A 26,135-nucleotide genomic window follows, 5' to 3' on the forward strand; every position below is an offset into this window, starting at 1 on the left:
TATGGAGGTCATTACCCTGCAGCTGTTTAACGGGCTGAGCGTCAGCTCGATCCTGCTGCTGATTGCGCTTGGCCTGGCCATTACGTTTGGACTGATGAAGGTCATCAATATGGCCCATGGCGAGCTCATTATGATTGGAGCTTACTCCACGTACTTGACGCAAAATATGTTTAAAGACTATTTGCCGAAGTCGATGTTCGATTGGTATTTCGTCCTCGCCATACCGGTCAGCTTCCTAATCGCCTTTGTATTTGGTCTAATCCTTGAGATGAGCCTGATCCGCTTTCTGTATGGCCGGCCGCTCGACAGCCTGCTCGCCACCTGGGGGGTTGGCCTTGTGCTGCAGCAGCTTGCGAGATCGATCTTTGGCGCGCCAAACGTTGCGGTGACGAGTCCAACCTGGCTGGACGGCGGGGTTAACTTCCTTGGCGCGGTCCTTCCTTATAAAAGGCTGTTTATCATCGGGCTTGTTATCGTTACGCTGCTTGCGATGTACTTCTATATTTACCGCAGCCTGGAAGGACGCCGGATGCGGGCGGTTATGCAAAACCGCGATATGGCGGCATGCCTTGGCGTATCCACCCGCCGCGTTGACGCGATGACCTTTGCGATTGGTTCGGGAATTGCCGGTATCGCCGGCTGCGCGCTAACGCTGATTGGTCCGATTGGGCCGTCGCTTGGCACTTATTATATTGTCGATGCGTTTATGGTGGTTGTGCTTGGCGGAGTCGGCAAGCTGGTGGGCACCGTGCTTGGTGCGCTCGGAATTGGCGTCTTTAACACGATGTTCGAATATTGGACGAATGCATCGCTTGGCAAAGTGCTCGTGTTCCTCTGTATCGTTGCTTTCCTGCAATGGAGGCCAATGGGATTCGTCGCCATGCGTTCGCGTTCGCTTGATTCATAGAGAGAGGTGGGGAATCAAATGTTGACGATGCGAAATTTTTCTCCCCAGCGTTTATGGCTGCTTGCCTGTTATGTCGCTGCTGCCGCTGCGCTGTTCTCGGCTCCGCTCTATTTAAGCGACTTCCGACTAAACTTGCTCGCGAAGTTCCTGGCGTTTGCCATTGTTGCGCTTGGTCTGGATCTGATCTGGGGCTATACCGGTATTCTAAGCCTGGGGCACGGTATCTTTTTTGGACTTGGCGCCTATGCGATGGCGATGTATCTGAAGCTTGAGGCAAGCGGCGGGAAGCTGCCGGACTTTATGGGCTGGAGCGGATTAAGCGAGCTGCCGATCTTCTGGAAGCCGTTCGAGAACTTTGGCTTTGCGGTGCTGATGGGAATCCTCATACCTGCTGCGTTGGCATTGTTCTTGGGGTATTTCACCTTCCGGAACCGGATTCGCGGCGTGTACTTCACTATCCTTACGCAAGCTCTTGTTATTATTACGACAACGCTGCTTGTCGGACAGCAGGCCTATACGGGAGGAACTAACGGCGTTACGGGCTTTAGCAAAATATTAGGCGAGCCGATTGCTTCACCGGATACGAAGCGGATGCTGTATTGGGCAACGGCAGCCGTGCTGGTGGCGGTGTTTATCCTATGCCGTTATGTGGTGAAAAGCCGGTTCGGCAAGGTGCTTCGCGCGATCCGGGACGGGGAGAACCGGGTCCGGTTCATCGGGTATAATCCGGCCGTCTACCAGATGGTAGTGTTTACGATGTCAGCGGCTATCGCCGGCATCGCGGGAATGCTGTTTGTGCTGCATGTCGGCATAATCTCGCCTTCCATGATGGGAATCGTGCCTTCGATTGAGATGGTACTGTGGGTTGCGATCGGCGGCCGCGGAACCTTGATCGGCGCCGTGCTTGGAGCGGTGCTGATGAACTGGGCAAAAAGCGAATTCAGCACTACCTATCCGCAGGGCTGGACGTATTTCCTTGGCGGCGTGTTTATTCTGGTTGTTGTGTTCCTGCCTAACGGGGTGGCGGGTCTTGCCGCCAAGCTGAAGTTCCGCAAGAAGAAAGAGGAGAGGAGTGAGCCGGAGCATGAGCGAGTCGAGTATCCTGCAATGTAATGAGGTGACGGTAGCCTTTGACGGCTTCAAGGCGATTCAGGGAATGAGTCTGCATTTGCGGAAAGGGGAGCTCCGGTTCCTCATTGGGCCCAACGGTGCCGGCAAAACAACGATGCTGGACGTGATCTGCGGCAAAGTAAAGCCTACGGCGGGGACGGTTACCTTCAAGCAGTCCATCGATATCGCGAAGAAAAAAGAACATCAGATTGCCGAGCTTGGCATCGGCCGCAAGTTCCAGGCGCCGTCGATTTTTCCGTCGATGACGGTGTTTGAGAATCTCGAGATTGCCATGCGCCAGAAGCGCGGCGTATTTACGGTGCTGTTCGCCCGGATGAAAGCGGAGGAGCGGGAACGAATCGAGCGGCAGCTTGAGATGATTGGGCTGCAGGATAAGGCGGATTGGCGGGCAGGCGGCTTATCGCATGGCGAGAAGCAATGGCTAGAGATTGGCATGATGCTGCTGCAGGAGCCGGAGGTGCTGCTGCTGGATGAGCCGGTAGCGGGCATGACGGATAAGGAAACGGACAAGACGGGCGAGCTGTTGATCGAGATCGCCCGTCAACGTTCGATTGTGGTTGTGGAGCATGACATGGAATTTGTCCGCAACTTCGCGAGCAAGGTGACGGTTATGCATGAAGGAAAGCTGCTGAAGGAAGGCTCGATGGAAGAAGTGCAGGGGGATGATCGAGTGGCGGAAGTATATCTCGGGAAAAGGAGGGATGCGGATGCTAGCCGTTCAACAGCTTGAAGCGGGATACGGGGAAAGCGTGATTTTGCGTGATGTAACACTGAGAGTGGAACCGGGGCAGGTCGTCTGCCTGCTCGGGCGTAACGGCGTTGGGAAGACGACGCTGATGAAAAGCATCATGGGACTGCTCAAGACTCGGAAAGGAACCGTTGCCTACAACGGGCATGAGCTGACGAAGGCCGCGCCGGGGCGCCGCGCGAAGAGCGGAATCGGCTATGTACCGCAAGGGCGCGAGATCTTCGGGCAGCTAACCGTATACGAGAATATATTGGTTGGCCTAGAGGCCGCGCGCGAGAAGATGGCGGCCCGCTCTATTCCGGAGGAAGCGATCGCCAAGTTCCCGGTGCTGCCCACAATGTATAACCGGCGCGGCGGGGACCTGAGCGGCGGTCAGCAGCAGCAGCTGGCGTTCGCGCGGGCGCTCGCCTCAAAGCCGGATCTGCTGCTGCTCGATGAGCCTTGCGAAGGCATTCAGCCCTCTATCGTGGATGACATCCGCGATGTTATCCGCTCCATCAAGGCGGACGGTAAGACATCGATTCTGCTCGTCGAGCAGAGCCTCGATTTCGTGAAAAGCGTCGGCGACTACTTCTACGTGCTGGATAAGGGGGCAATTGCCTGGGAAGGCGGCCTGGAGGAGTTAAGCGACGAAGTGATTAAGAAGTATTTGACGGTGTGAGCGGGAGGAATGGGCTGGAGCGGCTGCAGCTGTAAGGAAGGTCTAGCAGGCAGCAACCGCTCCAGCCTAGCTTGCTAGCTGGGGGACGTTGCACGAAATGCAGGATATTTGCCCAAATCGGACGGTATTGGCGAAATTGGTTGCATAAAATGCATGATATTTCGCCAATTTGGGGCCAAATTGGCCCTGTTTTCTCTAATATCCTGCACGAAGTGCAGGATATTTTCCATTCACGAGCTAAATCGCATGATTTTACTGCATTTTGTAAAACGTCGGCGAACCGCTGCGCTTCAAGCCATCCCTAAGCCTCTATCAGTTCCAAAGGCAAAAAGGCGTAATCGCCGTTCTTTACTATGCTGCCTTTGCGAACCGGGATGGGATGCTTGAACAGAGGGCCGTCGATAACGGTGGTGTGGAATTCGCCGCCTTCTCCGCAAGGGTCAATGCCGCGGGCCAGCAGCTCCTGTATGTAGTCGTGAGTCAATACGCGTCCCAAATCCTCTTCCTTCATCCCTAACGATAAATTGACGGTGACGACAATGGAAGTGAATCCGAGGTTAACAAACTCTTCAACAGCCTCTAGGTGATCCATTTGCCATAGCGGCATCCCCAGCTTAAGGCCGGCGATTTGGGTGACCTTGTCATGCCAGCAATCTTGGACAGGCATATCCAAGTCTCCCGTGACTAACACTTCGGCGCCTTGATGCTTGGCCTGTTTCAGAAGAGCTATAAATTCCTTTTCGTAATCCTCCCAGCTTGCGGCCGCTGTATACACGGGTAAACCGATGGATTCCGCTTGGGCGCGGATGAGCTTCGGAGGCATGCCATGGGATCTGGAACGTTTCCCTTCTTCCTCCATCATAACGATAAGCCCAATCGGCTCTCCAACCTTCATGGACTTATACAGGGCAAGGGTGCTGTCTTTTCCTCCGCTAAATGAAGCTATAAATTTATGCCCGTGGGCGCCGTTTTTCCAGTTCACCGTTTCTTTCATTTCTTCGATCTCCTTCCTGTTATGCTCTGTGAATTGTAACACGATTTGCCGTCCCGGGCCGCATAGGCACGTTGGATTTCCTCCAATGAAATCGGGATAAAAGGAGAGATTCCGAGGCTACGATGGATTCGCTCCAGTATAAGGGGCAAGAAAGAGCCATGATCGCTAAAATGAGCTGATTATACGGCAGAAAATCCAATGTAGATCGAGTTAACGGGCAAAAATGTCCCATTATGCTGTACGAAATCCAATGTAAGTCGCCATGCAGCATCCATGGAATCATAAAAAGGGTTATCCCGGTCATGTTATGACTCGTCGGATAACCCTTTTTTAAACGCAAGCTAACGAACCTACTTCATCCCCGAGATCGAGAAGTTCTCGATGATATGTCTTTGGAAGATGATAAAGATGACGATAATCGGGATGACCATAAAGGTGGAGCCGGCCATCTGGAGCGCGAAGTTGCCGCCGTATTGCCCTTTGAGCAAGGTCAGGCCAACGGACAAGGTGTACAGCTTCTCGTCGTTCGCGATAATAAGCGGCCAGATAAAGCTGTTCCAGCCGGCGATAAAAGCGAGAATGCCCTGTACCGCAAGGATAGGCTTCGAGATCGGAAGCACGATCTGCATGAAGGTACGGAATTCGCTTGCGCCGTCCAAGCGCGTAGCTTCGAGCAGCTCATCCGGAATCGTCTGCATGAACTGGCGGAACAGGAAGATGCCGAAGGCGCCGACCAGACCCGGCAGGATAATACCCGCCATCGTATTGGTCAAGTGCATCTCGTTCAGAATCAGGTAGATCGGAATCATTGTAACCTGACCGGGAATCATCATGGTAGCCAGTACGAGATAGAAGAGGGCGCTGCCGCCCTTGAATTTATATTTCGCGAACCCGAAGCCGGCCATGGCGTTCAGGAACAGGCCAACAAAGGAGAATACGACGATGATCAGCGTGTTTTTCAAGTAAACGCCAAAGTTCATTTCGGTGAACAGGTGTCTGAAGTTATCAAACGTAGCATCTACGGGCAGGAAGGTAGGCGGGATATTCTGCATCTCCGCTTCCGACTTGAAGGCGGAGAGGATCATCCATATAAAAGGCAGGATGACCAGGATTCCGCCTATGGTGAGCAGCGCGCCAAGGGCCCATTTCAGCGCCAGGTCGTTTTTGGCTGCGCCGGATCCAGATTTTGCATGTGCGCTCATTTGTTCACCTCCTAATTATAGATCCGTATCTTTGCCCTGCAGCTTGAACTGCAAGAGCGTGATGAGAATGATTGCAAAGAACAGGACGAACGAACCGGCAGCCGAGTAGCCGAAGTGGCTGAGCTGGAAGCCGTTGTGATAGATAAACAAAGCCACGGAGGTCGTGCTGTCCAGCGGACCGCCATCCGTCATAATAAACGGCTCTTCGAAGAATTGAAGCCAGCCGATCATCGTCGTAATGGACACGAAGAAGATCGCGAAACGAAGCATCGGAATCGTAATGTACATCAGCTGCCGGAAGTTGCCGGCACCGTCGAGCTGAGCCGCTTCGTAATAAGACTTCGGAATGCCTTGCAGCGCCGCGATAAAGATGATCATGTTCAGACCAATCCCGCGCCATGCGCCCATGATAATGAGCGAGATTTTCGCCATGATTGGATCCTGGAGCCAAGGTACGGCTGGCAGATTAACGGCATCAAGCAAATAGTTCAGCAGGCCAAAGATAGGATTATACAACAATGTCCATACAACCGCGACCGCAACCACGTTCGTAACGGAAGGCATGTAGTAAATGACGCGGAAGGCGTTAAAGATCCGGTTGCCTCCGAAGTTAACGATAATAGCAATGAGAAGGGAGCCGATCAGAATAAGCGGCACACCGATAACGACGTAAAACAATGTATTTAAGATGGACTTGCCGAACACGGGATCAGCCAATACGTCCACATAATTGTCGAGTCCAACGAATGAAATATTCGACCAGTCGGCAAGACCGGCAAGGTCCATGTTCGTAAAGCTGATAACAAGAGCGACGACAATCGGTAACAATGAAAACAGTATTAGTAAAATAAGCGCGGGAGCGATAAAGAAATAAGGCGCTTTGCTCTGAGAATATCCTTTCATCCATGCTTCCTTTCCTTTGCGCTTCTACCGCAAAAATTAATGGCAAAACATAACCGGCAGCGTTTCTGTTTAGGTTCAGAAGTGCTGCCGGTGCTTGCTTGCATTCCAAGTTGCTGCTGTTACTTGCTCAGAATATCGGTAGCTTTCTTGTTAAAGCTGTTCATTTCGTCTTGCGTCTTCGATTGGCCGCGGTAGATCTTCTCGAACGAGTTCAGTGCTTCTTGCGCAACTTGCTCCCAAGGCTTCAGGAGCGGCATTGGCTCGGAGCTCTTCATTTGCTCGCCGATTACTTTCAGGTTTGGATCGCTGGTCAACGCTGGATCTTCCCATGCTTTCTTCGTGGAAGGCAATGCGTTTGCAAGCTCAAGCCATTTGAGCTGGGTTTCAGGCTTGCTCATGTAAGCAAGGAATTTCATCGCTTCTTCTTTGTGGTCGGTATATTGGAAGACGGACAGGTTGGAGCCGCCTAGTGCCGAGATGTTGTTTTCTTTTGCAGGAAGAACCGCAGTAGCCCATTTGCCTTTCAGTTCGGGAGCTTGATCGTTAATCAGCTTAATCATCCAAGGACCGCTGATGAACATTGGCAGGATTCCGTCGCCTTTGAAGCCGGCTACGATGTCGATGCCCAGGTCAAGCGGAGCGTCACCGTCTTTGAAGAAGCTGTTCAGGTAGTCAACCGCTTCTACGAATTTCGGCTCGTTGAACAGCGGCTTGTTGCCGTCGATCAGCTTGGAGCCGTTCTGGCGAGCGAACATGAACATAAGAGTCTGTTCTTTTACGTCAAGGCTGATGCCGTATTTGCCCGTGCCGCGTGCCTTCAGCTTGTCCGCCGCGTCTTTCAGCTCATCCCAAGTTTTAGGCGCTTGGTCGTAGCCGGCTTCCTTCAACAGATCCGTGCGGTAGTAAAGAACGCGAGTATCGATATACCAAGGTACGCCTACGGTTTTGCCGTCGTATTTCGTTGTATTCAAGGAACCGTCATAGAAGTTGCTGTCCGCAAGCTCCGGGTAGTTAGCGATATCGGAGGACAGGTCCATCAATGCGCCGGCGTTAGCGAACTCCGGAATCCATGTTGTACCCATTTGCACAACGTCCGGGCCTTTTTTCGATGCGACAGCCGTCAGCAGCTTGTCATGCGCCGTGTCCCATGGAAGCGGCTGAACATTGATTTTGATATCCGGATTTTCGGCTTCGAATTGCTCGGCGATTTTCGGGAGGGATTTGGCTTCTTCGCCCATGCCCCATACATTAAGAGTAACTTTGCCTTTGCTGCCTTTGCCCGTGTTGCCTTGATCCGCGGTGCTGTTGTTGTTGTCTGCTTTATTTCCGCCGCAAGCGGACAGAATGCCCATGAGCAGAACGGAGCCTGCGAGCGTAGCGGTAAGAGATTTTTTGAATGTCATAATAAAAACAAGACCTCCCCATGTTGTCGGTTGTTAAAAAATAGTATGCAGTGGCAATGCTTCAATTATTCGGCTTTGCGTCAGGTTAGCGCTTCGCCGTCGTATTCGCTTTTTGAGTCAATCCTCTGTTCGAGAATCGTTTCGATAGCGCCCGATTCCCTCCTTCTCAGATGTTCTGTAGGACAATCCCCTGCGTTTAATTCTAGGTTAATTCGTTGTAGAAACGTTTCAACGACATTATAGATCAGAGCATAAGCGCTTTCAAGTATTATTTTTTTACACGTTGGAATTAATAGAAACGTTTCTATTTGTCCTTTTTACAAGGTTGACGACCCGAAATTATTTGATTATAATCCTGTTCTAGGTATTATCGAAACGTTTCTATAGTTGATTTTGACTTCATCGGTGTGAAGAATATAACGCGAATAGGCAATCCTACACGTAACCATTTCGGCTATAACATGAGGTTGGACAAATGGGGAGGCATAATTGAAATAATGGAGACAGCAAAAAGTACGATCCGTTTGGAAAACGGGGAACTGGCATTCGAATTCTGGAGCAGCGGCGATCTGTTTGCTGCCCGGTCCGGAGAAACGATGCTGAATCAGGTCATGACGCATCCGCTTGATGGATCCATGAACAACCTTTATTTGCGCAAGCATACAGTGGAAGGAATCCGCTTCGAACCGCTTCTTGGCATCCGTTCATCCAGCCGTTTGACGAAAGCCGGCGATAAGCTGGTCTGGGATGGAGCAGCATTTGGCGGCGAACTGCAATATAAGGTTTCTTTTGCCTTAACGAAGCATGGCATTTGGTTCTGGGATGTAACCGTTCAAGGCAGCGATGCATCGATTGACGTTGTCTACGGACAAGATCTTGGTCTTGGGGATACCGGGGCTGTCCGGACAAACGAGGCGTATATCTCCCAATACGTTGACCATAAGGTATTCCGGGACGAGCAGCTTGGTTATGCGCTATGCTTCCGGCAAAACCAGCCGATGGGAGGCGCTTTCCCTTATATGCAGCATGGTTCGCTGACGGGAGCGGCAGGCTATTCGACGGACGGCTTCCAATTCTTCGGCTTAAGCCATAAAGAGACCGATGTGCCGGAAGCTCTGCTGCAGCCTACGCTGGCAAATGAGATCTATCAATATGAGTTCACGTACGCAGCCCTTCAAACTCCGAAGAAGCAGGTTCAAGGCGAGGCACGCTTCGTATTCTACGGACTGTTCAAGAAGGATCATCCTTCGGCGATTGAGAAGCTGGAATATTTCGAGGAAGTGCTGGAGGCTTGGAAGCAGGTAGAATCCGCCGACAAGACTCAGCAGGCTGAGGCGGAAGAGACTTATCCGAAGGTTGTCGTATCGTCTGCGATCGGATCGCCGCTTCGCACATTGTCTATGGATCCGGAAGAGATCAAGTCGATGTACCCGAACCGGGAGCAGGAAGAATTCCAGGACGGTCAACTTCTATCCTTTTTCACGGAAACGCATGAGCATGTGGTGCTCAAAGAGAAGGAGTTGCTTGTCGAGCGTCCTCATGGCCACATCCTGATGTCCGGCGGCAATGACCGCATGACGGATAACGTGATGACGACGACTGCTTATATGTACGGGATTTTCAACTCGCAGCTTCTGGCGGGCAATACGAATTTCCATAAAATGATAACCAATGCGCGTAATGCGCTTAACGTGCTCAAGACTTCCGGTCAGCGCATCTACGTTGAAGTTGACGGCGTTTATCGCTTGCTTGCTATGCCTTCGATGTTCGAGATGGGCTTCAACTATGCGAAATGGTTCTACAAGACGGCAGACGATACGCTTGTCATCACGAACTACACAACGGTAGATTCGCCGGAGGTCCGTCTGGAGCTTCGCTCGCAGAAAGGGCTCGGCTACCGGTTTAGAGTAACGAATCAGGTGTCGATGAACAATAACGAATTCGAGCTGCCTTACTCCATGGAGGAGAAGGACGGCGTGCTGATCTTTAAGGCGGACAGCCAGTCGCCAAGCACGAACGTGTTCCCGAACCTGCAATACCGTATGCGCGTAGACGGTGCGGCGGTAACCGCTCTGGACGAGAGCGCGCTTGTCGAAGGCTTAACGCCGGGTGCGGCATCGCTTGTTGTTCTTGAGCTTGCGGCAACTTCGGCTTGGACCCTTACGGTGCAAGGGCTGCTGCAAGGCGAAGAACTGCCGTTCGAAGAAAAGCAGGCGGCAAGAGAGATCGAGCGCTATAGAGCCTTTTTGCGTCAGGTGATGAACGGCTTCCGGCTGTCCCACGACGGAGCTGCGAAGGCTGAGCTTGTCAAAATGAACTCGCTCGCATGGTGGTATACGCATAATATGCTCGTCCACTATTCGGTGCCGCATGGCCTCGAGCAATACGGAGGAGCGGCTTGGGGTACGCGCGACGTATGCCAAGGGCCTGCGGAATATTTCCTGTCCACGCATAAGTACGAGCAAGTGGCGGAAATTCTGAAGACCGTTTACTCGCATCAGTACGAAGACGAAGGCAACTGGCCGCAATGGTTTATGTTCGACCGTTATTACCGGATCCAGCAGGAAGAGAGCCATGGCGATATTATCGTATGGCCGCTGAAGGTTCTTGGCGATTATCTGGCCGCGACCAAGGATTACGGCATTCTGGAGCAGCGCGTTCCTTACTCGATCCGCCATACGGGCGAATTCACGGAACAATCCGCAACCTTGCTTGATCATGCGATCAAGGAAATCGACTACATTAAAGAGCATTTCCTGCATGGCACGCATCTGTCCTCCTACGGCGACGGAGACTGGGACGACACGCTGCAGCCGGCAAATGCACAGCTCAAAAAATATATGATCAGCAGCTGGACGGTTTCGCTGACTTATCAGGTTATCGGGCAATTCGGCCGCGTGCTGGAAACCTTTGATTCCGCGCTTGCCGAGGAGCTTACGCAGCTGGCCGAGGGCATTCAGGCTGATTTTAACCGCTACATGCTGGCGGAAGAGGTTATTCCGGGCTTCGTCTACATGGAGAAGCCGGAGGAAGCGAAGCTGATGCTGCATCCGACGGACACGACTACGGGCATTCAATACCGTCTGCTTCCGATGACGCGCAGCATGATCAGCGAGCTCCTGACGGAAGAACAGGCGGAAGCTCACTACCGCATTATCAAAGAGGAGCTGTACTGTCCGGACGGCGTGCGTCTGATGAACCGGCCTGCGAATTACGCGGGCGGCGTCAGCGTAAACTTCAAGCGCGCGGAACAGGCCGCTAACTTCGGACGGGAAATTGGCCTGCAGTACGTCCATGCGCATATCCGTTTCGTAGAGGCGATGGCGAAGCTGGGCAAGACCGACGAAGTATGGAAGGGACTCTTGACCATCAACCCGGTTGGTCTTCGCGACGTTGTTCCAAACGCCGAGCTGCGTCAAAGCAACTCCTACTTCAGCAGCTCCGACGGTAAGTTCATGAACCGTTACGATGCCCAGGAGCGCTTCGGCGAGCTTCGAGATGGCAGCGTGCAGGTGAAGGGCGGATGGCGTATTTATTCGAGCGGCCCGGGAATCTACATGAACCAGCTGATCTCGAATGCCCTCGGGATTCGTCAGCTCGGCTGCGACCTTGTTGTCGATCCGGTATTGCCGGAGAAGCTGGATGGACTGACGTTTGATTTTGGATGGAACGGCAAGCCGGTTACGTTTGTTTACCGTCTTGGCGGAGGAACGCGCGTAAACCGCATCCTCATTAACGGACGGGAAACGGAGTTTACCTATACGGATAACCGTTACCGCGATGGCGGCGTGCGTATTGCGGAAGAACAGCTGACTGCAAGTCTGCGCCCTGAAGGCAACCGCGTTGAAATATTTATGTAATCGGAAGGACTGGTGGTATCTTGGTGCCGCCAGTCCTTGTGTTATAGTAGAATAAGGACAAGGAGGAGTGGGAACTGTGGTCAGCATTAAAGACATCGCCAGACAAGCGGGCGTTTCAATATCGACCGTATCTTACGCGTTAAACGGTAATCCGAAAGTAACGGAAGAAACAACGGCCAGAATATTGGCGGTTGCCAGTGAATTGAACTATGTCCCGAATGCTGCCGCGCGATCGCTCAAGCGGAGAGAAACGAAAATCATCGGGGTATTTCTGACCGATTTCAGCGGGGCGTTCTATGGAGACCTCCTTCAAGGGATGAAGGAGGTGCTGTCGGTCAAGGGCTATGATCTGATCGTCTGCAGCGGAAAGCAGTCGCACCGCATGCTTCCGGAGAGATTGATCGACGGAGCGATTATCCTCGACGAGACATTCGACAGCAAGGAGCTGGCCAGCTACGCGGAACGCGGGCATAAGCTGGTCGTGCTGGACCGGGAGCTGAACCATGCGAATGTTAACCAGGTGCTGCTCGACAATAAAGCCGGAGCGGCGCTGGCGATCGAATACTTGCTGGAGCAAGGACACCGGAAGCTGTATGTCATAACGGGGCCAAGAGGCTCCTTTGACTCCAAGCAGCGCTTGGCGGCGGCCACTCAGGTGGTAGAGCGTGCAAGCGATGCTTCGCTTACCGTTATTGAAGGCGATTTCAACAAGTCCTCTGGCGAGCATGCCGCGGCAAGATTAGTCGCGGAAGGCATTATCGGATCTACAGGCGAACCGGCGGCGATATTCTGCTTCAACGACGAGATGGCGATCGGGATGTGCCATTACCTGCAAAGGAATCATCCGGATATTGTCATCGGCCGGGACCTGCATCTGATCGGCTTTGATAATCTGGAGCTGGCTTCCTTCATGCATCCTCGCCTCGCTACCATCGATTATTCCAAGCGCAAGTGGGGAGCTATTGCGGCAGAGCAGCTGCTGAGGCTGATTGGCGGCCAAGAGGTCGAGCAGGAGCGAATTTACGTCTCTCTTGTTCGAGGCGAGACGGTAGGTTCGGTTGCTACTTAACGAATCCTTATATAGTACGAAAGATAAGATCAGAAATCCTCGCCGGATGATTTCTGGTCTTTTTTCTATACATAGGTAGTATGGCATGGTATAGTCGAATTTGAATATTATGGAAAATACTATGCGGAGGGAAAATCATGCAAGGATCTATTTCGGTCACTCTTACCAAAGAAGATTTGGTACAGCTGCAGCTATCCTATCTATTTAAGAAGCCTTATCCCTATCTCCTTGGTTTTTTGTACCTCATCTCTATTTTGGATATCGTGCTGGCTATTGCGGAGAAGGACCTCTCCAGCTTAAATCCTTTTATGGTTTTCATCTTTATTTTCGTGCCTCTGTTGGCTTTCTTCCTTATAAAGGCCCACAAGAATAACCTTAAGAATAGACTGGTAAACGAAGAGAGGCAGTACGCATGGTCGGACGAGGGAGTGGTTTTGGAGAGCGACTCGCTGACTGTGAGAATGCTTTGGACGGACTTTACCGGTCTATTCGCTACCAAATCGGCCATTTATTTAATGGTCAACGGCGTAACCGCCCATATCTTTCCCCGCAGATGCTTTACGGACGAGCAGTGGAGCGAATTCGGGCAAACGGTCCGCAGCCGCATCAAGCAAAAGAAGAAATTAAGAGGTGTAAGGAATCTGCTCATCTATGTGTTTATCTTCGTCGTTACCGTCGGCATTATTCAATATTTCAATGCGAGCTAGTTCATAAGAGCAGGAAGCCGGGATACCGCTTGGGATCCCGGCTTTTTGTCGGCCGGTCAGAACGGGTTATAAGAGGGAAGGACAGGGAATAATGTAATAATACGCCTGAAATTTCAGTTCGACTGAAAAGAGTGATTGAAATGAAAGAAATGACCTTTAAAGCTTTTGCCATCGCGAATGAAATTGATCTGAATCAAATTGCGATCCATTGCGGCATTCCTAAGAAATACACCTGGGAGCAGCCTTTAATGTTGAAAGGCGACATCCTTGCGGCCATCCTGAAGCATCCGGTAGCCGATTCGCAGCAGGTACTGGTGTTTTCCTTCGGCAGCATTGTTTTCGTTAATCATTCACGCCCGGAAGATAGAAAAAGCTTTATGAAATACATCCAGTCCTTCGAGCCGGACATTGATTTATTGAATGCGGACAGGTACACCGATGACTACAGACTTCATTATGGAGAGATCGATACGTTTGAGCTGACGGATGAGTATGTGGAAGTGCCCGAATACGAGGTTTTCCATCCCGAGCTTATAGCCACGGTGCTTGCGAAGTCGGTTGCGCTTGAGAAGGTAGAGGAGCAGCTCGGGAAAATTCATGACAAGCTGGAAACCATGATTGAGCGGCTGGAAAAAGGGAAGCTGAGAATCGGCAACAAGGAGCTGGCCAGGACAACGGCAATTATCCTCCGTTACGAATACAACACTCTCGGCTATATCATGATTTTGGATAAGCCCGATATTACGTGGAGCAGCAGCCAAGCCGGCGAGTTTTACGACAATATGCTGGAATTTTTCGAGCTGAATGACCGGTACAAAATATTGAAAAGCAAAACGGAGTTCCTGCATCACATTATGGAGGGGTTCTCGACGATCAGCCATTCGATTCGCGGATTGTTCGTCGAGTGGATTATCGTAATCCTCATTGTCATAGAGGTTATTCTCACCGTCCTGCAAATAGCCGGATTGCTGCCGTAGCTGGAATTCCGATTAGGATTCCGGCTCTTTTGCCGTTGGAGAAGGTATGGAACCATGCCTCCGTCATTATGCAGACCCCCCTGTATAAATTGGAAACCCGTGGAGACGCTAATGATGTTTGTTTATAAGAAGGGGGCTTTAAGATGAAAATTGCAGGTTGTCTTAGGAAGATAATAGGGTTGATGGCGGTTATGTTTGTCTTGGCGTCGGCTTCGGCGCATGCGGCGCCTCAGACGATCCCTATGCTTCAGTCCGTGGCGCAATTGTCGCAGAATCAGCTTCAAATCACTTATGACCGGACGGTTGATCAGGCGAAAGGCGTTAATCCAAGCAATTACTGGGTGCAAAGCACAACCGAAGCGACACCGTCCGGTATTGCCACATTGGGCAAAAACGACACGGTTGGCCCGCAGAACGCCCTAACGGCCAATCGGGTCACGATTCGACCGGTGGACGCGCAGAATAAGAGCTTCATCCTCACCTTTACGCAGCCGATTACCAAGGGGATGTCCTACAAGCTTATTATCTGTTATGTTACCATCCCCGGAGACCCGCCTTACTCGGGAGACAATGGTTCTGCTACGTTCGTGGGGCAGTAGAAAGAAGCATGCCAAAAGGCTTCGCCATGCGCGCAATGTCATCAAGCTAGCTAGCTTGATGACATTGCGCCTTGCGCGAGGCTTTTTTTGCGTCGCCTAATGATTGGTCATATTCATATAACTTTACGTATTATAAACTGGAATAGAATGTTTTATGGTACAATGACGAATCGAGAGAATGTCGGATTTAACGGTAGCGTATAAAGGAATGGAGATAATAGAGAATGAGTTTGTTAACAGTGGAGCAGTTATCGCATACGTTTGGCGATCGCGTATTGTTTAAGGACGTGAACTTCCGTTTGCTTGAAGGGGAGCATATCGGCTTGGTTGGCGCGAACGGTACGGGTAAATCGACGCTTATGAATATTTTGACGGGCAAGCTGCTGAAGGACGAAGGCAGGGTGGAATGGACGCCCCGCGTCCGTTACGGTTATCTGGATCAGCATACGAAGCTTGAAGCGGGAAAGACGATCCGCGATGTGCTCAAGGACGCGTTCCTGCCGCTGCTCGTATTGGAGGAGGAGCTTAACGTTATTGCCGCGCAAATGGGCGAAGCCGATCCGGATACGTTGGAGCAGCTGCTAGTTCGGATGGGAGAAATTCAAGAGGAGCTCGAAATCGGCGATTTCTATTTGATCGACGTGAAGGTCGACGAGATGGCGAATGGTCTGGGGCTCAATGCGATTGGTCTTGACCGTGACGTTACGGCGCTTAGCGGCGGACAACGGACAAAGGTTCTGCTTGCCAAGCTGCTGCTGGAGAAGCCGGGCGTCTTATTGCTTGATGAGCCTACCAACTATTTGGACGAAGAGCATATTAACTGGCTGACGAATTATTTGAAAAATTATCCCCATGCCTTTGTTCTTATTTCTCATGAGACCGGCTTTATGAATCAGGTCGTTAACGTCATTTACCATCTTGAATTCACGAGGCTGACGCGTTATACCGCCAACTATGAGAAGTTCCTGGAGATGGCCGAGCTGAACAAAGCGCAGCATATCGACGCCTACGCGAAGCAGCAGGATTATATTAAGAAGCAAGAAGAGTTTATTCAGAAAAATAAGGCTCGCGCATCTACCTCAGGGCGTGCGAAGAGCCGCGAGAAGCAGCTGGGCCGCATCGATCTCATCGATAAGCCGGAGGAAGCCGCGAAGCCAAGCTTTAACTTCAAGGAGTCCAGAACAAGCGGCAAGACCGTATTCGAAGCGCAGGGAATGGTTATCGGCTACAACAAACCTCTTCTTCCCAAGATGGATATGGTTATCGAGCGCGGCGATAAGATTGCGATCGTAGGCTGCAACGGCGTGGGCAAATCCACTCTCTTGAAATCGATTCTTGGCGTTATTCCGCCGCTGGACGGCAAGACCTACCTTGGCGATTATTTATCGCCTGCTTACTTCGAGCAGGAAGCGAAGGCGCCAACGATGACTCCGCTGGAGGATGTATGGGATGAGTTCTCCTTCATGAACCAGCATGAGGTTCGCGCAGCGCTTGCCCGCTGCGGACTGAAGAACGAGCATATTACCCGCCCGCTTAACCAGCTCAGCGGGGGAGAGCAGGCGAAGGTTCGCTTGTGCAAGCTGATGATGCGGGAGAGCAACTGGATTCTGTTCGACGAACCGACGAACCATTTGGACATCGTGGCCAAGGCGGAATTAAAGCGTGCGCTGAAAGCCTACAAGGGTACGATCGTTCTTGTCTCCCACGAGCCTGATTTCTATGAGGATTGGGCAACGAAAACCTGGGATGTGGAAGCCTGGGCTATGCAGAGCCAGAAATAAGATATAGCAAAGCAAGAAAGAGCATAGCTTAATCGCTATGCTCTTTCTTTGCTTTGCGCGGCCATAACGTGTAACTGAAGCTCATCAGGAAATCGATGGCGAGGACAATCGACCACCTCTGAATGACCGACATAAGGCTTGCCGTCCGGGTCTCATCGCCGATCCATGCGATAATGACAAGCAGCAGAGCGCATCCGATGCCCCAGGCAAGAAGATGGAGGAGCCATCCTTTTCGTTCATTCCGCGCATGCTCCGCGCCATGCTTAACCTTCGGCTCCGGAGGGGGACCTCCGGCGAACCGGTGAGCAAAGCGGATATCCGCCCAGCGGATCATCCGGCTGCCGAATGCAATCGAGACGCCGATATAAATGGCGGCGAGGCCATGAATGAAGCTGGCTTTTCCGCCTTGATGCAAGTCGTATGCGGTGGCTGCAAGCAGAACTAAATCTACAACCGGCGTGCAGGCAAGCAGAACAGCGCCTAATGTCCTGCGGCGCAGAAGGTAGCGGCATGCCAGACCCGCAAGCACAAACACCAAGAACGCTATTTCACAGCCGATAATGACAGAGACGACCATCGTGGTATGAATCAGCTCCTTTTTTAGTACAATTGTATTATTAAGATTATAACACAGTTGTGCTAAAAAAGGGCGGAGGATTATAATAGAACCATGCCTAAAATTGTCGATCATCAAATACGCAAGGAACAATTGGCGGAGGCAGCCTGGAAGGTGATCCGCCGGGAAGGCTTGGACAAGCTTTCCGTACGCCGCGTAGCCGAAGAAGCGGGCATATCGCTCGGCTCGCTGAGGCATTATTTCGAGACGCAAGCCGAGCTGCTGACCTTCTCCATGCGGCTGTTGTCGAAGCGGGTGAATGAACGCATCCGGAAGCTGAGCTATACCGATGATATGCGGCGCAATATGGAGCTGGTTATCGCCGAGCTGCTGCCCCTGGACGAGGAGCGTACGGCGGAAGCGGAGCTGTGGCTTTCTTATGTCGGGAAGACGATTTCCGACCCAGCTATTCGCGAGCTTAGCCTTGAAGTGCATGACGAGCTGTATGCCGGCTTTCGGCAAATGCTCGATACTTTGATTACCCTTAATCTGGCCAAGGACGGAATTGACCCCGGAGAGGAGACGAAAATGCTGCACGCCCTTGTGGATGGTTTGGTTGTGCATCGGGTCATGGTTCCGGAGCGGATTGATACCGGAGAGATGGAGCGTATGGTCTCCCGCCATCTGGACCGGATCTTCAGAAGCTCTTCCCAAAATAGAAGCGGAAATTAGATCCCTGCGGGGCTGGTTTCCGCTTTTTTCCTTTGCTGTTTTATCATTTGAAATAGACCGCAAGTCTGAAAAAAATGAGAGCGGTTAACCCGGCCAAATCTCAAAATTTAGTCAAAAATTCTCATATTTTAGCAACATTTATCGGTTATTCTTGAATAAAGTCCTTTTTTGACGCGTAACATGAAACTTCCTTTAATTGCTACTCGTCTTGGCATTAAAGCAAAAGGTATGATATTTAAGATGGGGATAGAGTAACAGAATTAAGATATACATGGGGTTGAAGACGGTGAACAAGCGATGGGGTTTTGCGGCCGCTTTGATTGTCATCCTGCTGGCCGGGTATTGGATTTATAGCAGCAAGGACAGCGGGGAGGAAGGCAGCAAAGACAGTGTTGCCCTGCCCTCGAAATATGGCGATACGCCTCAGCTAACCCCGCATCGTGAGCAACTGCAGCAATTTATTGATCAGAAGCTTACGGGAGAGGCGGGCATCTACACGAATTATAAGGAAACGGATGAGGCAGCGGAGACCGCGACCGGTCATGAGACGCTAAGCGAATCGGCCGGTCTGCTGATGCGTTATTACGCGCTTACCGGGCAGCGGGAAGCTTTTGATGCCGCATGGTCCCGTGCTAAGCATACGCTCGCGGCAGAATATGGCTTCAGCTATCGCTATAGTCCTCTTCACGATAAAAAATATACCGTTAACGCCGTCGTCGACGATCTGCGGATCATCCGCGCGTTGTACGAGGCCGAGACGGCTTTTGGCAATGACGGCAACTACGGCCGGGAGGCCGCTCATTACGGCGGACTCGTCTATGAACACAATGTCCAAGGGGACAAGCTGTACGATTTCTACGACGGTACTTATGGAACAACTAACGATTTCCTAACCTTATGCTATGCCGATTTCCGGTCCATCCGGCTGCTGGAGGTTCCGTCCAAGAATAAACGGGCATTGGAAGACAACCTGCTTACAATCGTCTCGGGAGGGTATTTATCCGATAAGTTCCCTTTTTACGAAACCCGTTATGATTACAAATCGGGCAAGTACGGCGACCATGAAGGAGATATCAGTACCATTGAGTCTCTTTTGACGGTGTTGTCGCTCGCCGAGATTGATCAGGAACGTTCCGCAAGCATCACCTATCTCAAAAAGGCGGTGGAAGCGGGAACGCTTTACGGACGTTACGGCCGTGACGGCAAGCCCGTGACGGATGTCCAATCGACGGCAGCTTACGCGATCGCCGCGATGATTGGCTCGACGATTGGAGATCAAGTGCTTTACCGGAACAGCATGGAACGCATGGAGCAATACCGCGTGGACGATCAAGCAAGCCCGATTGCCGGAAGCTTCGGGAATCCGGCAACGGAAGAAGTCTATTCGTTCGACAATTTGACGGCTTTATTGGCTTATGCCTATTAAGACTTCATAGAACGCGCAAGGAAAGGGGCATGGCATGAATAAGCTGCAGCGAATAAAGCTCGTACAAACGATAATCGTATGGCAAAAATACATATCTCCGGCCTCGCTGGCGGCGTTTGGCGTTGCGCTTATTTTGCTGATCGAGCTCTTTATCCCGCCTTATATCGGAATGGCGGACAACGGGGATTATTACCGGATTCTATATAGCAACGGCCTGTATTTCAATGCGCCGGATTATACGAGCCAGACACTCGGATATTTTGTCAAAAATTTCGGAATTTTCCAATACTACAACGAGAATAGCGCCCTGTTGTATTCCTCTCAAACGCTATTCGTTCGTCTAGCGCTTACGATCAGCGAATGGTTTGGTTATAACCGTCAGTTCGATATCCGGATTCAGGCGGCGCTTTACGGCGTGCTGTATGTAGGCGCGGTTTACCTGCTAGTGAAGGCAGCCGCATGGAAGGCTTCGCGCCATGCGGGCTACGGACTGGCGCTTGGGGCTGTTTTTGTATTCGGGGATATCGGATACCTCGCGTATTTCAACTCTTTCTATAGCGAAAGCGTCGTTCTGATCATGCTGATGTATTTGTTCAGCGCGGGGATGCTGCTGTACCAGCGCCAGTACAACGACTATTTCCTGCTGTTCCTTTTTGGAGCGAGCGCAATGATCCTTACGACAAGCAAGCAGCAGAATGCGCCGATTGGCCTTATTGTCGCCATGGTGGCGGTGCTGTTTGTCTTCCTGAAGCGGGATAGGATCTTCCGTACGCTCGCCGGAATGCAGGCGGTTGTCCTGCTGCTTACTGCGGTAGGCACCTATGTCCTCATTCCGGAGCAGTTCGTCAACATTAACAAGTACCACGCCATGACGAGGGGCGTATTGATGACAGCGGATAATCCGGAGCAAGCACTCGATTTCTTCGGGATCGACAAGCAGTTCGCGGTGCTTACCGGCGCCATTTATTATGACCAATTCTCTCCAATTCCAGTCGAATCGGAAGAGATGCAGACGCAGTTTCTGGATAAGTATGGCTTCCCCTCCATCGCCAGGTATTATCTGACCCATCCCGAATCGGCGGGAAGAATCTTCGAGACGGCTGCCCGCAATGCTTTTTCTAACCGAACCAAGCTCGGGAATTACGAGAAGTCGGCGGACAAGCCGTTCGGCAAGCGCACGCTGGCCTTTTCCGGGTACAGCTATCTGAAAGAATGGGCTGCACCGAAGACTTCCGGGTTTGTAGTCATATGGATGATTGTCATTGCGGGACTGTACGCCGCATCCTTCTACCGGGCCGTGAAGGAGCGGGCGCTTCGGCGAACGCTTCGGCTGTCGATGATTCTCATGATGATGCTGGCGGGACTATGCGCAATGGCGGTTTCGGTTATAGGCGCCGGGGACGCGGACCTCGCCAAGCATGAGTTTTTATTTGCGGTGGCGTTTGATCTCGTGACCTTCTGGGTTATTGCCGACTGCGTATGCCGCCGCTTATGGGGGCCGAACGCGAAGAAAAATGCGGGCGAAGAAGACCCCGAACCATCCGCGTTGCTACAGGGGGGACAGCAATGAGAAGACGGACAGGAATCAAGCTGTGGCTGCTCGTCATGCTCTCTTTCTCTTTGCCGGCGGCGGTGCTGATTCCGGCTCCGGCAGCGGCTGCGCAGGATTCAGCGAAAGCCGCCCGGGTGCTGCTTGTCTATGACAGCCTGGGAGTGGATACGCCTGCGGCAGGCAATATTGAGACTTTGCAGCGGCTGCTGCTCTCCTTGGGAGCGACGGTAACGACGGTTGCTTCGGATGATTATAAGCCCGAAATGGCCACAGATGACGCGAAGCTGATTACCGTATGCAATACGGAGGATTTATGCGGATCCATTACGCATGGCATGACGGGTTTTACGGGAGAATGGCTGCATATCGGGGCTAATCCGCCGGAGGTCCTTCGCGGGAAGCTTGCTCTGAAGACCGAAACGGCAAGCAGGCAGTCTTTAAAGCTGTCGGTAAGCGGGCTCTCCGAGGATCATATTTTCGTTAATCGTCTTGCCTATATAACGGAAGGGAAAGGCGAGACTTACGGGCAGATAACCTCTTCGGAGGGAGCGATCCAGTCGCCATTTGCCGTATCGGCCGGCGGTTATGCATACGTACCTTATTTTCAATCGGGCAACCTGAGCGAATTGGCAGTCGCGTATGTTCTGCGCACCTGGCTGAAGGTGGATGCTCCGACGCAAGCTTATCTGCTTATTGGCGGCATCACGCCTTTTATCGATTTGGACAAGCTGGAGGCGTTGTCGGAGGAGCTGTACAATGCCGGAATTCCGTTTCTGGTCAGCGTAAGCCCATTGTTCAACAATACCGATTATCCGGCGATGAAGCGATATGTGGCCGCTCTGCAAGCCGTGCAGGCTCATAACGGCAGCGTGCTCGTGCAAGTGCCGACGCCAACGTCGGCGGGGCAGGAACCCTCTATTCTGAAGGCGCAGATGGACGGCTTTCTGAATCATCTGTCCGATGCGGGTATTGCCCCGCTCGGGATGACGGGAGATTTGAAGCGGGCCCAGGGGAAGGAAGAGCGCGAAGCGGGCTTTGCGTTCTCGGATACGACCATCCTGTTCGCCAATGAATCAGGGAGGGCATCCGGGCAAACGGAGGCCGTACAGCCATTTGCCGCATCCCCGTATACGATGCCTGCGAAGGTGCTGTTCCGGATCAGCCGCGAGAACAAGATCTGGCCAGCGTTTCCGGTAAATCTGGCCGTCACCTTTGATTGGTTCGAGAGCGATGCCGGTCAGGAAGAAGCCGTTCGCGAGGCTGCTGGCAGCTGGCTGCCGTTTGCGGACTTCAAGTCGGAGACGCATAGCCTCAGCAGCAGCGCGCACAAGGCCGAGTCTCGCAGCGGAGCGCTTCTTCTGGATGGCAAGCCGGCCGATCTGCAGGATCAGGCCGAACCGGAAGAGCAAGCGCCCGTCGTCTCGCAGCCGGAGCAAAAGGTCACTTTCCATGCTTTATTTTCGGTGCAGAACCGGATCCTGATTGTCCTTATTATTACAACCTTAATGCTGTTCGCCGTATTCCTCTTGATCGGATACCGGTTATATAAGAAAAAATACTACAAGTCGGGAGGCGGCCTATGACGATACCGGATATATTAATGGTCATATGCGTGCTGTGCATCTGGTCCCTGCTGCTCGTTAATATCGCGCTGATTATCGCCGGCTACTTCTACTATATAAAGCTGGAGAGCGAGAAGCCGCCCGAGCTTCTGCCGGGAGAAGAGCCCTTTGTGTCGATTATGGTACCGGCCCATAACGAGGGCAAGGTTATCGTCAAAACGGTAGAGTCGCTGCTTGCGCTCGACTATCCGCACGACCGTTACGAGATTATCGTGATTAACGATAATTCCTCGGATAACAGCAGCGTGCTGCTGGGTCAGCTTCAGGAGAAATACAAGGGACGCAATCTCATTATCATCAATACCGATAACATAACCGGGGGCAAAGGCAAGTCCAATGCGCTTAACATCGGCTTCACCCGCAGCAAAGGCGAGCTTATCGCCATCTATGACGCGGATAATACGCCGGAGCGGACGGCGCTTCGTTACCTGGTAGCCGAAATCGTGAATGATGCCAAGCTGGGTGCGGTTATCGGCAAGTTCCGGACGCGCAACCGGGACCAGAACCTGCTTACCCGGTTTATCAATATCGAGACGTTATCGTTCCAATGGATGGCCCAAGCCGGCAGGTGGAAGCTGTTCAAGCTGTGCACGATTCCGGGCACGAACTTCATTATGCGCCGCCATATCATCGAAGCGATCGGAGGCTGGGATACGAAAGCGATCGCGGAGGATACCGAGATTAGCTTCCGGATCTACATGATGGGTTACCGGATCAAGTTCCAGCCGAAGTCGGTTACCTGGGAGCAGGAGCCCCAGACGCTTAAGGTGTGGTTCAAGCAGCGGACGCGCTGGGCGAAGGGGAATATTTACGTGATCGTCAAAAACATCCCGCTGCTCTTCCGGCCGGAAGCGCGCCGAATCCGCTTCGACATTCTTTATTTTCTGGCTATTTATTTCTTGCTTGTCACCTCGCTCTTAACGTCGGATACTCTGCTCATTCTGCATGCGCTCGGTTACGTGCATACCACGATTGAGGGACTAAGCTTCTACTTATGGATACTGGCCATTACCTTGTTCGTGGTCGGGACGTTCATCACGCTTATCACGGAAAAAGGCGAAATGCATCCTTCGAATCTCGCTATTATTCTGCTTATGTACGTTACTTACTGCCAGCTGTGGATGCTTGTTGCCGCCAATGGCTTGTTCCAATATTTGAAGGACGTGATTTTTAAACACGAGGCCAAATGGTATAAAACAGAACGGTTCTGACCGAAAGGAAGTGAATTTATGAGAAAAGCCGGATTTACGGCATGGGTCATCGCGCTGATTGCAGCGCTGCTGGTCCCGGGCGCGGGGACGCTATCCGCGGCGCCGGGGGTGCAGAAGACTTACGAAACGCCTATGGCGGAGACCTCTCTTCTTGGCACCAATGCCTATGCGCAGCAGTTCTTTCAGGTGCCGGATTACTGGAACGTGGAGAGCGCGACTTTCAGGCTGGATTATAAAGTCTCCCAGCTTACCCTTAACGATTTATCGGTGGTTACGCTTAAGCTCAACGGCAAGCCGTTCTACACGTTAAAGCCCGGCACCGAGACGAATCAAAAGGTTACCCGGTCAATCGGACTCCCGCTTGAGTATTTGAAGAGCGGCGTTAACGAGCTGACCATTGAAGGCGTTATTCAGACGCGCAACAATTCGGATCAGATGTGCGTGCCTTCGCAGGACCAGGGCAGCTGGCTGCAAATCTTCGACAGCTCGGGCGTCGACGTGAAATATTCGGCCAAGCCGGTCGGTGCGAGCATCAGCGATTTCAACCGCCATTTCCTGGGCCTGGATACCATTCAGGATGGACAAGCCGGCGTCTTCGTGCCGGAGGAAGTCGATCTGAACGAGACGGAGGCTGCCGTCTATGCGTTGTCCGGATTAACGGGCGTAAGCCAGGAAGCCTCGCATCCCATTCCGCTCCTGCCGTATCAGACAAGCAACCTGCAGGGGAAAACGCTTCGTATTCTGGTAGCCCTGTCTCAGCATCTTCCGGCAGACATTCGCTCGAAGCTGAGCGAATCCGCGCTGCAGGATAAAGCGCTGATTCAATTGATCCAGAGCGATACATCCTCCTTGCTTGTTGTAACGTCCGACAATGCGGACCTGCTGAAGAAAGCAGGACGGTTTATCGGCAATCCGGCCCTGATGGAGCAATTGCAGGGTTCGTCGAAGCTGGTCGACGAATCGACGGAGGTAAATACGCCGGCGCAAAGCATCAGCCGGTATTTCCCGCTGACGGATTCCGGCGATAAGCTGACCGGCCCGTCGCACCGGGAGAAAAGCTACTACATTACGCTGCCAAGCAACCGCTCTATTGCGGAAGCGAGCAAGCTGAGCCTGGATTTCCGTTATGCGACAAATCTGGACTTTGACCGTTCGATGGTGACAGTTCTGGTGAACAACGTTCCGATCGGAAGCAAGAAGCTGTCCGCCGAGCTTGCGGGCGGCGATAATCTCGAGCTGACCATTCCGAAGAACCTTGGGATCTCGGGCAACTTCACAATCACGACGGCGTTTGACCTGGAGATCAAAAATGCGGTATGTACCGGCAACCAGGATCAGATGCCATGGGCCTTTGTCTCCAAGGACTCCGTGCTTCAATTAAACACGAAGGACCGTACGGACATGCTGTTCAACAACTATCCTTATCCGTTCCTCCGTGACGGCAGCTTTAACCGGGTAGCCGTTGTCCTGCCGCAAACCCAAGACAACTACACGTATGCGGCCCTCTCCAACCTGTTTAACCTGATGGGGCAGTTCGCTGCCTCCAACACGGGCGAAATTCGTTTTTACAAGGACGATGTCAAGGAAAGCGAGCTGAAGGACCGGCAGATTATCGCGATTGGTTCCTATGCGGATAACCGGTACATCCGGGAGAACAACGATAAGCTGTATTTCCAATACGACAAGCAAGGCGAAGGCTTCTTGTCCAATGAGAAGATAAGCATCGAAGAAGGCTACGGCAAGCGGATCGGAACGCTGCAGCTGATCGACTCGCCATACGGCAAAGGGCATGGCTTCCTGGCTATTACCGGCAGCAGCTCCGAATACGTCTACCTGGCGTCGAAGCTGGTCGGGAACGCCGGCAGCCTGTACAAGATTTTCGGCGACGGAGCTATGGTAGACAAGGACGGCGAGGTACATGCCTTCCGCTTCAAGAAGGAAGCGGTGTCTGAAGCGCCGGCCGTTGTTACGCAGGTGCTGGAACGCGGCGACGTGGTAAGCTTTATGATCGCGTTTATGCTTGTGCTTGCACTGGTGCTTGTGTCGCTTGTGCTTCTCGTCCGCAAGCACCGGAAGAAGAGAAGGGGGTAGGAA

General features: G+C 52.2%; 21 protein-coding genes. 16 read left to right on the forward strand and 5 right to left on the reverse strand.

Translation table 11 applies throughout. From position 1 onward, the window contains the following. The first annotated feature begins 1 nt into the window (after position 1). Genes urtB through urtE form a run of 4 tightly spaced genes read left to right on the forward strand, consistent with a single transcriptional unit; the run spans position 2 to position 3,447 of the window. A complete protein-coding gene (urtB, locus tag ACR9FF_RS03045; RefSeq protein ID WP_248757337.1) occupies positions 2-907 on the forward strand; it encodes an urea ABC transporter permease subunit UrtB in 906 nt (301 codons plus the stop codon). 18 nt (positions 908-925) lie between these two features. Beyond that, entirely contained in the window at positions 926-2,020 is a 1,095-nt protein-coding gene (gene urtC / locus ACR9FF_RS03050; RefSeq protein WP_435168892.1) for an urea ABC transporter permease subunit UrtC, read from the forward strand. Beyond that, positions 1,992-2,768 (forward strand): urea ABC transporter ATP-binding protein UrtD, encoded by a 777-nt coding sequence (gene urtD, locus ACR9FF_RS03055; RefSeq protein ID WP_127495880.1) that lies wholly within the window; start codon positions 1,992-1,994, stop codon positions 2,766-2,768. The genes urtC and urtD overlap by 29 nt, the downstream gene beginning before the upstream one ends. Continuing rightward, positions 2,746-3,447: an urea ABC transporter ATP-binding subunit UrtE gene (urtE, locus tag ACR9FF_RS03060; protein ID WP_435168895.1), complete on the forward strand. Its 702-nt coding sequence runs from the start codon at positions 2,746-2,748 to the stop codon at positions 3,445-3,447. The genes urtD and urtE overlap by 23 nt, the downstream gene beginning before the upstream one ends. Before the next feature lie 301 nt (positions 3,448-3,748). On the opposite strand, the gene ACR9FF_RS03065 is transcribed toward urtE, so the two are convergent. The 4 genes from ACR9FF_RS03065 to ACR9FF_RS03080 all read right to left on the reverse strand — a co-directional run bounded on the left by ACR9FF_RS03065 (position 3,749) and on the right by ACR9FF_RS03080 (position 7,949). Beyond that, complete coding sequence (locus tag ACR9FF_RS03065; protein ID WP_435168897.1) at positions 3,749-4,441, reverse strand: diphthine--ammonia ligase; 693 nt, start codon at positions 4,439-4,441, stop codon at positions 3,749-3,751. 350 nt (positions 4,442-4,791) lie between these two features. Beyond that, positions 4,792-5,643, reverse strand: a complete 852-nt coding sequence (locus ACR9FF_RS03070) for a carbohydrate ABC transporter permease (protein ID WP_174806575.1) — start codon at positions 5,641-5,643, stop codon at positions 4,792-4,794. A gap of 15 nt (positions 5,644-5,658) precedes the next feature. Next, entirely contained in the window at positions 5,659-6,546 is an 888-nt protein-coding gene (locus tag ACR9FF_RS03075) for a carbohydrate ABC transporter permease (protein WP_012772565.1), read from the reverse strand. 119 nt (positions 6,547-6,665) lie between these two features. Further along, complete coding sequence (locus tag ACR9FF_RS03080) at positions 6,666-7,949, reverse strand: sugar ABC transporter substrate-binding protein (RefSeq protein WP_435168900.1); 1,284 nt, start codon at positions 7,947-7,949, stop codon at positions 6,666-6,668. A 497-nt stretch (positions 7,950-8,446) separates the two neighbouring features. Here ACR9FF_RS03080 and ACR9FF_RS03085 point away from each other — a divergent pair, with 497 nt between their 5' ends. The 6 genes from ACR9FF_RS03085 to ACR9FF_RS03110 all read left to right on the forward strand — a co-directional run bounded on the left by ACR9FF_RS03085 (position 8,447) and on the right by ACR9FF_RS03110 (position 16,942). Then, on the forward strand, positions 8,447-11,809 hold the full coding sequence (locus ACR9FF_RS03085) for a GH36-type glycosyl hydrolase domain-containing protein (protein WP_435168902.1): 3,363 nt from the start codon (positions 8,447-8,449) through the stop codon (positions 11,807-11,809). Positions 11,810-11,885: 76 nt separating this feature from the next. Then, complete coding sequence (locus ACR9FF_RS03090; RefSeq protein ID WP_435168904.1) at positions 11,886-12,878, forward strand: LacI family DNA-binding transcriptional regulator; 993 nt, start codon at positions 11,886-11,888, stop codon at positions 12,876-12,878. Positions 12,879-13,015: 137 nt separating this feature from the next. Beyond that, positions 13,016-13,585, forward strand: coding sequence for a YcxB family protein (locus ACR9FF_RS03095; RefSeq protein WP_435168906.1), 570 nt, complete (start codon positions 13,016-13,018; stop codon positions 13,583-13,585). Positions 13,586-13,725: 140 nt separating this feature from the next. After that, the gene (locus tag ACR9FF_RS03100) at positions 13,726-14,562 is read left to right on the forward strand and encodes an RMD1 family protein (protein ID WP_435168908.1); all 837 of its coding nucleotides are present in this window, start codon (positions 13,726-13,728) and stop codon (positions 14,560-14,562) included. 143 nt (positions 14,563-14,705) lie between these two features. Then, positions 14,706-15,161 carry a hypothetical protein gene (locus ACR9FF_RS03105; protein ID WP_435168910.1) on the forward strand — a complete coding sequence of 152 codons (456 nt, stop codon included), beginning with the start codon at positions 14,706-14,708 and terminating at the stop codon, positions 15,159-15,161. 224 nt (positions 15,162-15,385) lie between these two features. Next, positions 15,386-16,942: an ABC-F family ATP-binding cassette domain-containing protein gene (locus ACR9FF_RS03110; protein WP_435168912.1), complete on the forward strand. Its 1,557-nt coding sequence runs from the start codon at positions 15,386-15,388 to the stop codon at positions 16,940-16,942. Between the two features lie 28 nt (positions 16,943-16,970). Here the strand turns inward: ACR9FF_RS03110 and ACR9FF_RS03115 are convergent, their stop codons facing one another. Then, on the reverse strand, positions 16,971-17,519 hold the full coding sequence (locus tag ACR9FF_RS03115; RefSeq protein WP_435168914.1) for a hypothetical protein: 549 nt from the start codon (positions 17,517-17,519) through the stop codon (positions 16,971-16,973). A 93-nt stretch (positions 17,520-17,612) separates the two neighbouring features. On the opposite strand from ACR9FF_RS03115, the gene ACR9FF_RS03120 reads away from it, so the two are divergent. The 6 genes from ACR9FF_RS03120 to ACR9FF_RS03145 all read left to right on the forward strand — a co-directional run bounded on the left by ACR9FF_RS03120 (position 17,613) and on the right by ACR9FF_RS03145 (position 26,132). Further along, positions 17,613-18,230, forward strand: coding sequence for a TetR/AcrR family transcriptional regulator (locus ACR9FF_RS03120; protein ID WP_435168916.1), 618 nt, complete (start codon positions 17,613-17,615; stop codon positions 18,228-18,230). A gap of 286 nt (positions 18,231-18,516) precedes the next feature. Further along, positions 18,517-19,656, forward strand: coding sequence for a hypothetical protein (locus tag ACR9FF_RS03125; RefSeq protein WP_435168918.1), 1,140 nt, complete (start codon positions 18,517-18,519; stop codon positions 19,654-19,656). A 34-nt stretch (positions 19,657-19,690) separates the two neighbouring features. After that, positions 19,691-21,226, forward strand: a complete 1,536-nt coding sequence (locus ACR9FF_RS03130; RefSeq protein ID WP_435168920.1) for a hypothetical protein — start codon at positions 19,691-19,693, stop codon at positions 21,224-21,226. Next, positions 21,223-22,791 carry a hypothetical protein gene (locus ACR9FF_RS03135; RefSeq protein ID WP_435168922.1) on the forward strand — a complete coding sequence of 523 codons (1,569 nt, stop codon included), beginning with the start codon at positions 21,223-21,225 and terminating at the stop codon, positions 22,789-22,791. Before ACR9FF_RS03130 ends, ACR9FF_RS03135 begins: the two co-directional genes overlap by 4 nt. Beyond that, positions 22,788-24,041, forward strand: coding sequence for a glycosyltransferase family 2 protein (locus tag ACR9FF_RS03140; RefSeq protein WP_435168924.1), 1,254 nt, complete (start codon positions 22,788-22,790; stop codon positions 24,039-24,041). Before ACR9FF_RS03135 ends, ACR9FF_RS03140 begins: the two co-directional genes overlap by 4 nt. 18 nt (positions 24,042-24,059) lie before the next feature. Then, on the forward strand, positions 24,060-26,132 hold the full coding sequence (locus ACR9FF_RS03145; RefSeq protein ID WP_435168926.1) for a cellulose biosynthesis cyclic di-GMP-binding regulatory protein BcsB: 2,073 nt from the start codon (positions 24,060-24,062) through the stop codon (positions 26,130-26,132). The last annotated feature ends 3 nt before the right edge of the window (positions 26,133-26,135 follow it).

Source organism: Paenibacillus glycanilyticus (assembly GCF_051200795.1).
GTDB lineage: Bacteria > Bacillota > Bacilli > Paenibacillales > Paenibacillaceae > Pristimantibacillus > Pristimantibacillus glycanilyticus.

Coding starts and splice junctions, on each gene's coding strand:
- ACR9FF_RS03135 (WP_435168922.1), top strand. CDS start 21,223: ATGAGAAGACGGACAGGAATCAAGCTGTGGCTGCTCGTCATGCTCTCT.
- urtE (WP_435168895.1), top strand. CDS start 2,746: ATGCTAGCCGTTCAACAGCTTGAAGCGGGATACGGGGAAAGCGTGATT.
- ACR9FF_RS03085 (WP_435168902.1), top strand. CDS start 8,447: ATGGAGACAGCAAAAAGTACGATCCGTTTGGAAAACGGGGAACTGGCA.
- ACR9FF_RS03080 (WP_435168900.1), bottom strand. CDS start 7,949: ATGACATTCAAAAAATCTCTTACCGCTACGCTCGCAGGCTCCGTTCTG.
- urtD (WP_127495880.1), top strand. CDS start 1,992: ATGAGCGAGTCGAGTATCCTGCAATGTAATGAGGTGACGGTAGCCTTT.
- ACR9FF_RS03100 (WP_435168908.1), top strand. CDS start 13,726: ATGAAAGAAATGACCTTTAAAGCTTTTGCCATCGCGAATGAAATTGAT.
- ACR9FF_RS03065 (WP_435168897.1), bottom strand. CDS start 4,441: ATGAAAGAAACGGTGAACTGGAAAAACGGCGCCCACGGGCATAAATTT.
- ACR9FF_RS03130 (WP_435168920.1), top strand. CDS start 19,691: ATGAATAAGCTGCAGCGAATAAAGCTCGTACAAACGATAATCGTATGG.
- urtB (WP_248757337.1), top strand. CDS start 2: ATGGAGGTCATTACCCTGCAGCTGTTTAACGGGCTGAGCGTCAGCTCG.
- urtC (WP_435168892.1), top strand. CDS start 926: ATGTTGACGATGCGAAATTTTTCTCCCCAGCGTTTATGGCTGCTTGCC.
- ACR9FF_RS03120 (WP_435168916.1), top strand. CDS start 17,613: ATGCCTAAAATTGTCGATCATCAAATACGCAAGGAACAATTGGCGGAG.
- ACR9FF_RS03115 (WP_435168914.1), bottom strand. CDS start 17,519: ATGGTCGTCTCTGTCATTATCGGCTGTGAAATAGCGTTCTTGGTGTTT.
- ACR9FF_RS03145 (WP_435168926.1), top strand. CDS start 24,060: ATGAGAAAAGCCGGATTTACGGCATGGGTCATCGCGCTGATTGCAGCG.
- ACR9FF_RS03110 (WP_435168912.1), top strand. CDS start 15,386: ATGAGTTTGTTAACAGTGGAGCAGTTATCGCATACGTTTGGCGATCGC.
- ACR9FF_RS03095 (WP_435168906.1), top strand. CDS start 13,016: ATGCAAGGATCTATTTCGGTCACTCTTACCAAAGAAGATTTGGTACAG.
- ACR9FF_RS03075 (WP_012772565.1), bottom strand. CDS start 6,546: ATGAAAGGATATTCTCAGAGCAAAGCGCCTTATTTCTTTATCGCTCCC.
- ACR9FF_RS03070 (WP_174806575.1), bottom strand. CDS start 5,643: ATGAGCGCACATGCAAAATCTGGATCCGGCGCAGCCAAAAACGACCTG.
- ACR9FF_RS03140 (WP_435168924.1), top strand. CDS start 22,788: ATGACGATACCGGATATATTAATGGTCATATGCGTGCTGTGCATCTGG.
- ACR9FF_RS03105 (WP_435168910.1), top strand. CDS start 14,706: ATGAAAATTGCAGGTTGTCTTAGGAAGATAATAGGGTTGATGGCGGTT.